A 13,784-nucleotide genomic window follows, 5' to 3' on the forward strand; every position below is an offset into this window, starting at 1 on the left:
ATAGCGGGCCTCAGTCAATCACCCAGCTGACCCACTCAGCTCAGCTCCAGCCAGATCGGCGCGTGATCCGAGGGCTTTTCCATGGCGCGCAGTTCGTAATCGACACCGCCAGCCTTGACCCGCGACAGCAGGCCGTTGGACGCCATGATCACGTCGATGCGTAGGCCGCGCTTGGGCTCGTCCTCAAAACCACGGCTGCGATAATCGAACCAACTGAAGCGGTCGTTCACTTCGGGGTGCAGGTGGCGAAAGCTGTCCACCAGGCCCCAGTTCTTCAGGCGCGCCAGCCATTCGCGCTCTTCCGGCAGGAAGCTGCACTTGCCGGTTTTCAACCAGCGCTTGGCATTCTCGGCACCGATGCCGATATCGCTGTCTTGCGGGGAGATATTGATGTCGCCCATTACCACCAGCGGCGTCTCGTTGCTGAAACGGCTCTCCAGCAAGTGCTGCAGATCTTCGTAGAACTTCGCCTTGGCCGGGAACTTGGTCGGGTGGTCGCGGTTTTCGCCTTGGGGGAAGTAACCATTCATGATGGTTACCGGGGTGCCGTTCCGATCGGCAAAGGTGCCCCAGATAAAGCGCTTCTGCGACTCTTGGTCGTCGCTCTCGAAGCCTTTGTGCAGGCTCAGCGGCGCTTGGCGCGAGAGCAGGGCGACGCCGTAATGGCCTTTCTGGCCATGAAAGTGTACGTGGTAACCGAGGGCTTCGACTTCGGCCAGGGGGAACTGCTCGTCGGAAACCTTGGTTTCCTGCAGGCCGATCACGTCCGGCTGATGTTTTTCGATCAGCGCCGCCAACTGATGAGGGCGGGCGCGCAGGCCGTTGATGTTGAACGAGACGATCTTCATGGGCGACAGTCCTGGCAAAACAGCGATGCTAGCCGACAAGTCGGATCTCGACCAGCATGGCGGTAGGACAAATGCACTGCTAACGTCTTTTATCAAGATGTTACTGGCGGTCGCTTTGAACGGTCGCCGGCATCAAGCGTTCGTACATAACAACAAGCTGTGTTTACGCAGCGTCCAGAGAGACTGACCGTCATGCCCGACACTCCAGACACCGTCGCCCAGATTCACCTGCTGGGCAGCGGTTATTCACGCGAAGCGCGTTCGTTGCTGTATCACGCGTATCGTCACGAACCCACCTTCGGCTACCTGTTCGAGTCCGAACGCCCAGGTTACGAACAACGGGTCCGGGCCACGGTACGGGAACTGGTCAAGCAGCACTTTTTCCAGGAACTGCCAGCCATCGGGCTGCTGGTCAACGACCGCCTGATCGGTATCGCCCTGATCGCGCCACCGCAACGCCGCCTGGGGATTACCGAGAGCTGGGCCTGGCGCCTGCGCATGCTGCTCTGCACGGGGTTCAAGTGCACTCGGCGCTATCTGGATTATCATCAAGCGGTGATGGCTTGCGTGCCTTCCACCGCAGTCCACGTGTTGCCGCTGCTGGGGATTCATCCGCAGTTCCAGGGCCGGCATTACGGCGAGCAACTGCTGACCGCAGTGCATAACTGGTGTGCCGAGGACGAACATTCCGAAGGTGTTGTCCTCGATACCGGTAACCTGCGTCACCTGGCGTTCTACAAGCGTCAGGGCTATGAGGAGATCGGCGAAGTGGCGGTAGGACCGATCCTGGAGCATGTGTTCTATCACGCCAACCCGAAGGTGTTACAAACAGCAATGGCTTGAGGGTCGAACTTTTAACGTCCACCGAGGTTCTATGACGGTCTCCAGCCCGTGGTAGCATCCGCGCTTATGACGTTTTCAGGAAGATTCACCAGCGGCCTGCTTGCGCTTTTGTGCAGCATGGCGGCGCTGGCACAAAGTGAACTCGATGTTCGGGTCAAACCGGCCAACGATGAGTTGAAGTCCAATGTGCAAGGTTATATCGGTAGCCTCGGCAATCGCGGCGAGCGCGGGCTCGAACGCTTCAGCCGGGGGGCCGAGGAGCAGGCGCGAAAAGCCGCTCAGGCGCTGGGTTACTACCAGCCGCAAATAGAAAGCGAGGTCGAGGGAGGCAAGACGCCGCGCCTGATCCTCACCATCGACCCCGGAGAACCGGTGCGCCTGCGTAATGTGACCGTGCGCATCGAGGGGCCGGCCGCCAGGCTGAAGACCTTCCGGGTGCCCAAGAGCGATACGCTCAAGCCCGGTGCCGTGCTCAATCATGGTCATTACGAAGACGCCAAGCGCCTGATCCAGAACCAGGCTTCGCGCTACGGCTTCTTCAGCGGGCGCTTTACCGCGCAGAAACTCTCGGTTGACCCGCAGGCCGGTGTCGCCGATATCGAACTGGTTTACGACAGCGGCCCGCGCTATGCCCTGGGCAAGGTACATTTTGCCGGTGACACGCCGTTCGACGATGATTTGCTGCAACGCATGGTGCCATTCAAGCCCGATACCCCGTATGACTCCGAACTGATCGCCGAACTCAATCAGGCCCTGCAGTCGAGCGGTTATTTCGACGGTGTGCGGGTGGATGCCACACCGACTGCCGCCACGGCCCAAGTGATTCCGGTGGACGTCCAGTTGCAGACCCGCAAGCCGCGTACCATGGGCCTGGGCCTTGGCTATTCGACCGACGTCGGACCACGGGGCAAGGCCAACTGGACCCGGCACTGGGTCAATGGCGAGGGCGACAGCTACGGGATCGAAAGCGAAATCTCCGCGCCGCGGCAGAACGTCGGCATTTGGTATGATCATCCGCTGGACCCGCCGCTGACCGACAAGCTGCGTTGGGCCGCCGGTTATCAGTATGAAGAACTGGCCAACACCGACAGTCTGAGCAAGCTGCTCACGGTCGGCCCGGAATGGCACAGCATGCTACCCAGCGGCTGGCAGCGGGTGATCTCGCTGAAATGGCAGCGCGAGGAATATCGCCTGGGCGATGACTCGGGCCTGAGTACTTTGCTAATGCCGGGTGTCAGCTACTCGTACCTGCGCAGTGATAACCGTATCGATCCACACAACGGCTATCGCTTGCAGTTCGATGCCAAAGTCGCCAAGGAGGGCCTGGGGTCGGACAACAACCTGCTGTATAGCACCGCCTTGGTCAAGGGGCTGACGACCGTCTGGGACAAGCACCGCTTCCTCGGACGTGTGCAAGTGGGCGGCAGCGCCACTAACGGCTACAAGTCGGTGCCGCCGTCCTTACGCTTCTTTGCCGGTGGCGACCAGAGCGTGCGCGGTTATGACTACCAGACCTTGTCCCCGGAAAACTCCGATGGCGACCGGATCGGTGGTCGCTACATGGTGGCTGGTAGCCTTGAGTACCAATACTCCGTGGCCGACAAGTGGCGGGTCGCGACCTTTGTCGACCAGGGCAATTCGTTCAACAGCCTGGACTTTCCCAGCCTGAAGACCGGCGTCGGTATTGGCGTGCGTTGGGTATCGCCGGTCGGACCGATCCGTCTCGACCTGGCCCATGCGTTGGATGATCCCGGCGGTATTCGTTTGCATTTTTCAATGGGGCCTGAGTTGTGAAGCGTGGTTTGAAAATCTCGGGTCTGGTGATCCTCGCGGTAGTGCTGTTGGTGGCGGCGGTGCTGGGAGCGGTGCTGGGCACCCAGGCTGGCAGCCGCTGGGCGCTGGCGCAAATACCGGGCTTGAGCGTGGAGAATTTTCAGGGTCGTCTCGGCGGGCAATGGCGGGCCGATCATCTGCTCTGGCAGCAAAACGGCAGCAAGGTCGAGCTGCTTGAGCCGCGCTTCGACTGGTCGTTGTCATGCCTGGCACGTTTGAACCTGTGCATCGAGCAACTGGATGTCGAACGGGTCGAGCTGCATATTGCGCCGAGCGCCGAGGCCAGCAGCGGGCCGATGACCTTGCCCGAGCTGAAGTTGCCCGTGGCGATTCGCCTGGAGCAGGTGCGTATCGGCAGTTTCCTGTTGGACGGCAGCGAGCAGTTCAGGGCGCTGCAACTGGCGGCGCACTGGACGCACGCCGGTTTGCAGATCGACAGTGTGCATCTGCAACGCGATGACCTGAGCCTGGAACTGTCCGGGCTGTTGCAACCCACTGGCGACTGGCCATTATCGGTACGCGGCAAGCTGCTGCTGCCGGCGCCCGGTGGCGCGCCGTGGTCGCTGGCGTTGGATGTGCAGGGCGACTTGCTCAAGACCCTGCAGCTCAAGGCCGACAGCAGCGGTTATCTGCAAGGTCAACTGACGGGAGAAGTGCAGGCCCTTGCGCAGAACCTGCCGGCACGGGTGAAGATCGCCGCCGACGGCCTCAAGGTCAGCGCCGATCTGCCGGACACCCTGCAACTCAATCAACTTGAGTTGACCGGCAATGGCGACCTGAAAAACGGTTACCAGTTGCGGGGTCGGGCGACCCTGCCGGCCGAGCAGGGGCCGATCGACCTCGCGCTGCAAGGCCGGGTCGATGCCAATGGGGCGCAGATCAGCGCCCTGGACCTGACGGCCAGTGCCGACCAGCGCCTGAAAGTCAGCGGGCAACTGGACTGGCGCCAGGGCTTAAGGGCCGACGCCACTGTCGACTGGCTGGATTTTCCCTGGCATCGGCTGTACCCGCAGATCGACGAGCCGGCGGTCAAGGCGCGGACCTTTATCGGTGAAGTGCACTACACCGACGGCAACTACCTGGGCAATTTCAAGGCCGATCTCGACGGCCCGGCAGGCCGCTTCAGCCTGCTCAGCCCGTTCAGCGGCGACCTGCGGCAGATCGCCCTGCCGCAATTTGAACTGACGGCGGGGCAGGGTAAGGCCAGCGGTTACCTTAAATTGCAGTTTGCCGACGGTGTGGCCTGGGATACCGCGCTGGATCTGAGTGCGATCAACCCGGCGTACTGGGTCGCGGAGCTGCCCGGCACCCTGGCCGGACCGTTGCGCAGCAAGGGGCAGTTCAAGAACGAACAACTCAACCTGGACGCCCATCTCGATCTCAAGGGCAGGCTGCGTGGGCAACCGGCGGTGTTCCAGGCCAAAGCGGCGGGGACCGGCGAGCAGTGGGATCTCAGTGCCCTGGAGGTTCGCCTGGGTGACAACCGCATCAGCGGCAATGGCAGCCTGCGCCAACGCCTGGCCGGACAGCTCGAACTGAATATGCCGCGTCTCGGCCAGCTCTGGCCGCAATTGCGCGGACAACTCAAGGGCCGGGCCGATCTCTCCGGCAGCCTCAAGGCCCCTCAGGGCAAGGTCAGTCTACAAGGGCAGCAACTGGCGTTTGCGGATAATCATCTGCAGAGTCTGGGTCTTGAAGCGAACCTCGACAACGCCCAGCGCGCCCGCATCGAACTGAAAGGCAGAGTGATCAAACTCGGCGAAACCGATCTGGGCGACCTGTTGGTCAACGGCCAGGGCGATCTCCGCCGCCAACAGGTGCAACTGGATCTGCAAGGACCCCTGTTGACATTGGCCCTGGGCCTGGATGGTACGTTGGATCGGGGCAACTGGCGCGGTCGCCTGGCCTCGGGCGATGTACGCACCGGTGGCCAGGATTGGAAACTGCAGAGCCCGGCGAAGCTGGAGCGGCTGGCGGATGGCCGGCTGACCTTCGGCGCCCATTGTTGGTTGTCCGGCGACGCCAGCCTGTGCGGCGAGGACCAGCGCTTGATGCCCGAGCCCAAGTTGCGCTACCACCTCAAGCAATTTCCGCTGGAAAGCCTGGCGCCGTGGATGCCTCGGGACTTCGCCTGGCAGGGCCGGCTCAATGCCGATCTGAAACTGGACCTGCCGAGCAGTGGACCAAAAGGCCAGATCGTGATCGACGCCAGCGGTGGCACCTTGCGTATCCGCGAGAAGCGCCGCCAGTGGCTGGACTTCCCCTATCAAACCCTCAGGTTGACCAGCGACCTGACGCCCCGGCGCGTCGATACCCGCCTGGACTTTCGCGGCGGCAAGCTGGGTGAGCTGACCCTCCAGGCGCAGATCAATCCACTGGCGAAGAGTAAACCCCTGAGCGGCGATTTCCGCCTCAGCGGTCTCGACCTCGCCGTGATCCGACCATTCGTGCCGATGGTCGAGAAGCTGGCCGGGCGCCTGGACGGCAGTGGCCGCCTGTCCGGTGGTCTGCTGGGGCCGCAGGTCAACGGTAACTTGAGCCTCAATGGTGGCGAGATTTCGGGGCCGGAACTGCCGACCACCATCAGCGACCTGCAGATCCAGGCGCAGATTGCCGGTGAGAACGTGCAGCTTAACGGCACCTGGAAGGGGGGCGAATCGGGGCAGGGCAGTCTGGCCGGGCATATCGGCTGGGCTGACGCGCTGCAGGTGGATATCGCGGTCAAAGGCGCGCAATTGCCGGTGACCGTCGAGCCCTACGCGGCACTGGAAGTTGCCCCGGACCTGAAGATTTCGATGCAGGGCGATAAGCTGGCGATCGCCGGCAAGGTCATGGTGCCCAAGGGCCAGATCACCGTGCGCGAGTTGCCGCCTTCGACGGTAAAGGTCTCGGATGACACCGTGATCGTCGGGCACCAGACCGAGGAGGGCAAGGCGCCGTTGGCCATCGCTATGGATGTCGATGTCGTGGTCGGCCAGGACACCCTGAGCTTCAGTGGCTTTGGCCTCACTGCGAATCTGCAGGGACAGGTGCATATCGGCGACAATCTCGACACCCGTGGCGAACTGCGACTCAACGATGGGCGTTATCGGGCCTACGGCCAGCGCCTGACCATTCGCCGCGCGCGCCTGCTGTTTACCGGTCCGGTGGACCAGCCGTATCTGGATATCGAGGCGATTCGCCAGACCGACGATGTGGTGGCCGGGATTCGCCTGAGTGGCAGCGCCGAGCAACCGACCACGCAGATTTTTTCGGAACCGGCGATGAGCCAGGAACAGGCGTTGTCCTACCTGGTGCTGGGACGGCCATTGAGCAATACCGGGGAAGACAACAATATGCTGGCCCAGGCCGCGTTAGGGTTGGGCCTGATGGGCAGTTCGTCGGTGACCTCCGATCTGGCGAAAAACCTCGGTATCCAGGATTTCGAGCTGGATAGCCAGGGCAGCGGCGTCAACACAGCGGTGGTGGCCAGCGGCAAGATCACCGAGAAACTGAGCCTGCGCTACGGGGTGGGAGTGTTCGAGCCGGCCAATACGATTGCCTTGCGCTACCTGCTGAGCAAGCGGGTGTACCTGGAGGCGGCGAGTGGCGTGGCGAGTTCGCTGGATATCTTCTACAAGCGCGATTTCTAGAACGGGTGAGCCGAACGGCTCACCCGTGGATATCAGCGACGGTAGTAACCTGGGCCGCCTCCATAATGCCGATGGTCATGCCAGCCACCGCCGCCGTGGGGAAATATGATGCAACCGCTCATGGACAACATGAGTAACACAGGAATCAGCAGTGTGATTCGACGAAACATGGATACATCCTCATGGTTAGAGCCAGGAAGCAGAAACCCTCGCTGGTTGTATCATAAGACTGCGTTTGGCGCGGCCTATTCGGCGAGCGCTGTAAGCGCTTGGCATGAATGCCGATACAAACCCGATACATTTCTCCGTTCCAGGCTTTTTTCAGGATGTATGCAATGACCCAGGCACAACGTTTGAAGTACTCGATTCTGATCGTCCTAGTGGTATTGGGGATCATGTTCGGCCTCACTTACCTGCAGAACACGGGGGTGATCAGCGAGAAGCTGTTTCAGTACATCGCCATCGGCGTGGCGGTGGTCGTGGTGATCATCAACGGCGTGATGCGGCGCAAGGTCAAGCCCTGACCGGTCAATCCTGCCGTTGCAGCGCCGTCAGCGCATCGGGGTGCAGGCTGTAGCTCTTGTCCGCGTTGAGCACCACGACACCGTCGCTGCACAAGCGCTTGAGCACTTCGCGCACGCTGAGGAAGGACAACGGAATGTCCAGCTCCAGCAGGTGACTGTGGACGCCACGCACGCCCAGGCGACACGGGGGGGCGCTGGCGTCGAGCAGGGCATCGATTACCTTCAGGCGGACCAGGCTGGTGCGCAAGCCGAAGTGCTTGAGTAGTTGGCGAATACGCTCGTTGCCATTGCGCTCGGCAGGTTTGGCAAACATGGCGCCCGAGCTGTAGGTAGGATCGCGTTGCAAGGAAATACCGTCCGTTGGCCTGTGCTGGTCGTACATGCAAAAACTCCTTTTCAGAGCCTGATCAGGAAAGTGATGTCTGCTCTCGCCTATTAATACGAACGAGACGGATAAATCATGAAGCCCAGCATGTAGAAAATTTGTCGATATCAGGTCGCAGACATGTCAAGAGGCTGGTCTTGAGCCGTGCGAGCGACTAAATTCCGGGGGTGACATTCGTCTGTATGGGCAGGCATCGGCTGCTTTTTTTCGTAGGCGCCGGTTTTTGCCGGGCGCCCGTTCGCTGCCATGTCCCGCGCCGCCTGGTATTGGATTATTTTATCAGGAGTGCGCGTGATCACTTTTCAGCCATTTTCCAGGTGCTGCCTGGCAGCGTTGTTAATCGGCCTGAGCCTGGGCGTCCATGCGCGACCCTTAAACGGCGAGCTGAGTGCCGATATCCGTCGGACCACCTTCGGTGTCCCGCACATTCTGGCGAGCGACGAGCGTAGCTTGGGTTATGGCATCGGCTATGCCTATGCCCAGGACAACCTGTGTCTGTTGGCCAACGAGATTGTCACGGTCAATGGCGAGCGCTCGAAGTATTTCGGCCCCCAGGCGTTGACGGTGGAACAAACGGAAAACCTCACCAGCGACCTATTTTTCAACTGGCTCAACACGCCGACGGCGGTCTTGGCGTTCTGGCAGGCACAGACCCCGCAGATCAAGCAGCGGGTCGAGGGGTATGTGGCCGGTTATAATCGTCAGTTACGTGAGCGCCGGGCTCAAGGCTTGCCGACGCAGTGCCAAGGGGCCTGGATGCGGCCGATCACCGTGCTGGACTCAGTCAAGCTGACCCGACGCTTGCTGGTCGAGGGCGGTATCGGCCAATTCGCCGAAGCCCTAGTGGCGGCGACACCGCCCGAGCAGACCGCCCAACTGCCGTCGGCGCCGTTCCGATTGGCCGCCGAGCGTATGCAGCGGTTCGCCCTGGATCGCGGCAGCAACGGCGTGGCAATCGGGCGCGAGCGCTCATTCAACGGCCGTGGCCTGTTGCTCGGCAACCCGCATTTTCCGTGGATTGGCGGCATGCGTTTCTATCAGATGCACCTGACCATTCCCGGCGAACTCGATGTGATGGGCGCCGCGTTGCCAGGGCTGCCGCTGATCAATATCGGTTTCAGCCAGCACTTGGCCTGGACCCACACGGTCGACACCTCCAAGCACTTCACCCTGTATCGGTTGCAACTCGATCCCAAGGACCCGACCCGTTATCTGTTGGATGGGCAATCCACACCCATGGAAAAGCGCTCGGTGACCGTCCAGATCACGCAGCCGGATGGCCACCGCAAGGCCGTCTCCCGAGTGGTCTACAGCTCAGTATTCGGGCCGGTGGTGCAATGGCCCGGTAAACTCGACTGGAACCATCAGGTCGCCTTCAGCCTGCGTGACGCCAACCAGGACAACGATCGCGTGCTGCAGCAGTGGTACGCGATGAACCGGGCCGACAGTCTCAAGGCGTTGCAGACTGCAGTGCATGAGATCCAGGGAATTCCCTGGGTCAATACCCTGGCGGTGGATGACCAGGGTCTGGCGCTGTACATGAACCTGTCGGTGGTGCCGTATGTGGATGCCGGCAAGTTGCGCGAGTGCAGTGATCCTAAGGCCGGCACCGAACTGATCGTGCTCGATGGTTCGCGCCGTGGCTGTGCCTGGAGCGTGGCCGCGACTGCCGCACAGAAGGGGATTTTTCCGGCGGACCAGTTACCGCAACTTGAGCGCGGTGATTATGTGCAGAACTCCAATGACTCGGCCTGGCTGGTCAACCCGGCAGCGCCGCTCAAGGGCTTTTCGCCGGTGATCAGCCGCGACGGCCAGCCTCTGGGTCTGCGTGCCCGATTTGCCCTTGAGCAACTGGCGCGTCTGAACCAGCCCGGTTCGGTCAAGGTCGAGGATCTGCAACGGATGGTGATGGATGACCAGGTTTACCTCGCCGGCCAGGTGCTACCGGACCTGCTGCAATTCTGTACTGCCGAGCTGGGCGCGGACGCGGCGGCATTGGCGCCGCTGTGCGCCAGCCTGAAGAACTGGGACCAGCATGCCAATCTGCACAGTGGCCTGGGTTTTGTGCATTTCCAAAATATCATGGGGCAGTTGTTCGAGGGGGTCGATATCTGGCGGGTCAAGTTCGATCCGACCGATCCGCAGCGCACCCCGCGCGGGCTGGACATCGACCGGAGCGAAGTGGCCAAGGCCGTGCGCGCGGCAATGTTGGCGTCGGTCGAGAGTGTGAACCAGGCGGGGCTGAAGGCCGATATGCAATGGGGCGATATCCAGCAGGTCAGTCAGGGCGGGCAGCCAGTGCCGGTGCACGGTGGGCCGGCCACGCTGGGGGTATACAACGCGATCCAGAGTGTTCCAGGCGAAGGCGGCAAGCGCGAGGTGGTCAGCGGCACTAGCTACCTGCAAGTGGTCAGCTTCGATGAAAATGGCCCGCAAGCCCAGGGATTGCTGGCGTTCTCATTGTCCAGCGACCCGGCTTCGGCACATTTTCGCGATCAGACCGAGGCGTTCTCGAAGAAGGCCTGGAGCGTCTTGCCGTTTACCGAGCAGCAGATCAAAGCCGACAAGCAGTATCGGTTGCAGGTGATCAGCGAGATGCATACTGGCGTGCCGCAGGACGGAAAGCTGGCGCGGGAATAGCGTGACGCGGTCTGTGGCGAGTGGGCAAGCCCGACTTCAGATCGTTCTTAAGTGAGCGGCATTGCAATCAGCTCCGGGGCTTGTCCCGGGGAATCGAATTGACGACTGGATTGCCGTCCTTGTTCTGGGTCAGGTAGACCGGCAGGACCTTGGGCAGTGAGGTGACCAGCTTCTCGACTTCCCCGGTGCTGTAGATCCCGCCGATGCGGATCGCGCCGGTGGCCGGGTCCGCCAGCAATACCGGGCTGCTCAGGTAACGATTGATCAGCGGCAGGGCATCGCTCAGGCTCAGGTTATCGAGGATCAGCTTGCCGTTGCGCCAGGCCAGGGAAGCGTCGTTGGCGTAGGTCTGGTTGATCTGCGGCTCGTAGTCGCCGGCTTTGTAGTGAGCCTGCATACCGGGATCGAGGAGATAGCCGCCGGGCTGGCGGGTATCGCTACTGACCAATACCGAGCCCTGAAGCAGGGTTACACGTACCTGGTTGTCGTACATCCAGACGTTGAATTGGGTCCCGGTGACACTGATCTGGCCGTTGGCGGCCTTCACTACGAAGGGATGTTCGATGTTATGGCTGACCTCGAAAAAGGCTTCGCCCTTTTTCAGCGTGACCCGTCGTTGATCCTTGTAATTGCTGTAGGTAAGCTGGGTATCGAGGTTCAATTCCACATGGCTGCCATCGGCCAGCGTGACGTGCTTGAGCTGGTCGCCGGTCTCGAAGCTCTGATAGCTACTGGGCAGCCAACCGAGATTCCAGCCCATATAGCCAGCCAGCGGAATCGCCAACAGGCTGACGGCAGCGACAGCATAACGCGACCCACCACGGCGCCTGGCAGGCAAGGGGATAACTTCGGCCTTGGGGTGAGGTGGCAGGTGATCGGCGAGGTCCCAGATCTCCACCATCGCCTCGTATTCGACGGCATGCAGCGGATCAGCCTTGAGCCAAGCCTCGAAATGCATGCGCTCGGCCGCCGTGCAATCCTGCTCATGCAGCCGCATACACCAATGCGCGGCGGCATCGGTGATCGCATCGTACTCGGCTTCGGAGAGGATAGGTTCTGTCATTGACTCTTTCCTATTTGCTCCATTCTAACCTTCCCTGGTGCTTGCCGAGAACAGCAGATGGCAAATGCATATCAGTTCGGCTGCGGTTTTTCGCCGAACGGTTCGCTAAAATCGTTGATCTCACCCGGGGCGGCGGCTCACCAGGTGCCGGCGTTGGGGCCCGCCAGGTTCAGCTGACCGCGCTCGACGAAACGCATCGTGCCGAACAGCCCGCCGGCTAGCTTGCCGCGCAGGACGTAGGGCAGGTTGTCGAGGTTCTGTGTCTGGCTCAGGCCGAGGGTCTGGCGCAGCACGGAAAACGCCGAGACACTGATCGGCACCGTCAGCGTCGCTTCGGAGAAACGCTGGATCGAGCCCTGCTGATTGCTGACACCGGAGGCCAGCGGGCGGCCGTTGACCTCAAGGTCGAGGGCCACGCCGTTGTAGTCGATGGCGTTTTCATTGGGGTTCTGCAGGCGCAGAGTCACGGCGAAGCGTACCTCCATGTCCTGACTGGGCAGCGGTTCGATGCCGACCACATTGATATTCAGCGGGTCGCGGTCAGGGAACAGCGCGCAGGCACCGAGGGTCAGGAACAGCAGGCCGAGGCCGAGGAGTTTGCGCATGACGAAGGCCTCTCGAAAGTCAGGCAGTACGGTCAAGCATAGACGCTGTGACCTTCAGGGAGTTCGCCCGGCTTTTGCTGCTGAGCGTCGCGGGCTGGCTGATGTCGGGGGGAGCATAAGGGCGTCGACCAGGACAATCTGGCATACTGCACGGCCCTGATTGCGAGCTCGCAAGATGCCATGACGGCCGATTCCCCCCTGAATGCCTACCGCGCCGCCGTCGAACGGGACGGTTTTGTCCATGACCCGTCCCAATGGCGAGCGGTGCAGGCCCTGGAGCGTTGCCATGCGGCGTTGCATGAGAGGCAGTTTCCCCTGGGGGTCTATCTCTGGGGGCCGGTCGGGCGCGGCAAGACCTGGCTGATGGATCGGTTCTACCAGACCCTGCGCGTGCCGTCGCGGCGCCAACACTTTCATCACTTTATGAGCTGGGTTCACCAGCGTTCGTTCCAGCTCAGCGGTATCGCCGATCCGTTGCGGGCCCTGGCCCGTGAGCTGGCCGGAGAGGTCCGGGTGCTGTGTTTCGATGAGCTGTTCGTCAGCGATATTGGCGATGCGATTATCCTCGGGCGTCTGTTCCAGGGGATGTTCGATGAGGGCGTGGTCATCGTCGCTACCTCCAACCAGCCGCCGCAACAGCTCTATGCCGATGGTTTCAATCGCGAGCGCTTTGTGCCGGCAATTGCCGCCATCGAACGGCACATGGAGGTGGTGGATGTCGATGGTGGCGAGGATCATCGTTTGCATCCGGGTACCGGGGTACAGCGCTATTGGGTCGTACCCAAGGGGCAATCGACCGAGCTGATCGAAACGTTCAAGAGGTTAACGGTTGGGCAGCCAGTCAGCGGTGCATCGGTTGCCATCGGCCATCGGACCCTGACGGTGGTGCGAGCCTCGCCTACCGTGCTGTGCTGCCGCTATGGCGAGTTGTGCGAGCAGCCCCTGGCGGCCATGGATTTCATGGCGTTGTGTGATCGTTACACGGCGATTTTCCTGATCGAGGTGCCGGTGCTCAGTGCCCGTCAGCGTCCCGGACGTATCGCCCGTGGCACCGAGGACGCGGCACAGCGCGTCGCTACTGGGGATCGCGAGCTGCCGCCGCTGTCGATGCACGACGATAGCGTGCGACGCTTCATTGCCCTGGTGGACGAGTGTTACGACCGCAAGGTGCCACTCTATATCGGTGCCCAGGTAGCGCTGGATGAGCTGTACACCGAAGGTTATCTGGCCTTCCCGTTTCGCCGAGCACTCAGTCGTTTGCATGAGATGCAATGGCAGCGCTTCGGTCAGTGAAACGTATGTTTTTCTGCCGTTACGGATATCGCCCATCCATCCGAGCTTGAACTAACGAACTCACCGTACAGGCCACTAGCCCGCGTATAGCCCGGTACCGCTACAGGGATTATCGGGC

Annotated in this window: 10 protein-coding genes; 6 read left to right on the top strand and 4 right to left on the bottom strand. The window is 61.4% G+C overall.

Annotated features, from left to right (window positions below; genetic code table 11):
• Positions 1–35: 35 nt before the first annotated feature.
• On the bottom strand, positions 36–848 hold the full coding sequence (gene xthA, locus BMX68_RS16355; RefSeq protein WP_017132053.1) for an exodeoxyribonuclease III: 813 nt from the start codon (positions 846–848) through the stop codon (positions 36–38).
• A gap of 192 nt (positions 849–1,040) precedes the next feature.
• On the opposite strand from xthA, the gene BMX68_RS16365 reads away from it, so the two are divergent.
• The 4 genes from BMX68_RS16365 (at position 1,041) to BMX68_RS16380 (ending at position 7,680) form a co-directional block, all read left to right on the top strand.
• A complete protein-coding gene (locus BMX68_RS16365) occupies positions 1,041–1,691 on the top strand; it encodes a GNAT family N-acetyltransferase (RefSeq protein WP_017132051.1) in 651 nt (216 codons plus the stop codon).
• A gap of 66 nt (positions 1,692–1,757) precedes the next feature.
• Positions 1,758–3,485 (top strand): autotransporter assembly complex protein TamA, encoded by a 1,728-nt coding sequence (locus tag BMX68_RS16370; protein WP_026013186.1) that lies wholly within the window; start codon positions 1,758–1,760, stop codon positions 3,483–3,485.
• Entirely contained in the window at positions 3,482–7,156 is a 3,675-nt protein-coding gene (locus BMX68_RS16375; protein ID WP_074862374.1) for a translocation/assembly module TamB domain-containing protein, read from the top strand. The genes BMX68_RS16370 and BMX68_RS16375 overlap by 4 nt, the downstream gene beginning before the upstream one ends.
• 335 nt (positions 7,157–7,491) lie before the next feature.
• Positions 7,492–7,680, top strand: coding sequence for a hypothetical protein (locus BMX68_RS16380; RefSeq protein ID WP_017132048.1), 189 nt, complete (start codon positions 7,492–7,494; stop codon positions 7,678–7,680).
• A gap of 4 nt (positions 7,681–7,684) precedes the next feature.
• Here BMX68_RS16380 and BMX68_RS16385 read toward each other — a convergent pair whose 3' ends face one another.
• Positions 7,685–8,062 (bottom strand): fe2+ zn2+ uptake regulation protein, encoded by a 378-nt coding sequence (locus tag BMX68_RS16385; RefSeq protein ID WP_017132047.1) that lies wholly within the window; start codon positions 8,060–8,062, stop codon positions 7,685–7,687.
• 294 nt (positions 8,063–8,356) lie between these two features.
• Here BMX68_RS16385 and pvdQ point away from each other — a divergent pair, with 294 nt between their 5' ends.
• On the top strand, positions 8,357–10,705 hold the full coding sequence (pvdQ, locus tag BMX68_RS16390; RefSeq protein WP_017132045.1) for a bifunctional acylase PvdQ: 2,349 nt from the start codon (positions 8,357–8,359) through the stop codon (positions 10,703–10,705).
• Between the two features lie 67 nt (positions 10,706–10,772).
• Here the strand turns inward: pvdQ and BMX68_RS16395 are convergent, their stop codons facing one another.
• Positions 10,773–11,768: a FecR family protein gene (locus BMX68_RS16395; RefSeq protein WP_017132044.1), complete on the bottom strand. Its 996-nt coding sequence runs from the start codon at positions 11,766–11,768 to the stop codon at positions 10,773–10,775.
• 137 nt (positions 11,769–11,905) lie between these two features.
• Positions 11,906–12,373, bottom strand: a complete 468-nt coding sequence (locus BMX68_RS16400; RefSeq protein ID WP_017132043.1) for an LEA/WHy family protein — start codon at positions 12,371–12,373, stop codon at positions 11,906–11,908.
• Between the two features lie 180 nt (positions 12,374–12,553).
• On the opposite strand from BMX68_RS16400, the gene zapE reads away from it, so the two are divergent.
• The gene (zapE, locus tag BMX68_RS16405) at positions 12,554–13,666 is read left to right on the top strand and encodes a cell division protein ZapE (RefSeq protein WP_017132042.1); all 1,113 of its coding nucleotides are present in this window, start codon (positions 12,554–12,556) and stop codon (positions 13,664–13,666) included.
• Positions 13,667–13,784 lie beyond the last annotated feature (118 nt).

Origin of the sequence: Pseudomonas agarici (genome assembly GCF_900109755.1) — a bacterium.
GTDB lineage: Bacteria > Pseudomonadota > Gammaproteobacteria > Pseudomonadales > Pseudomonadaceae > Aquipseudomonas > Aquipseudomonas agarici.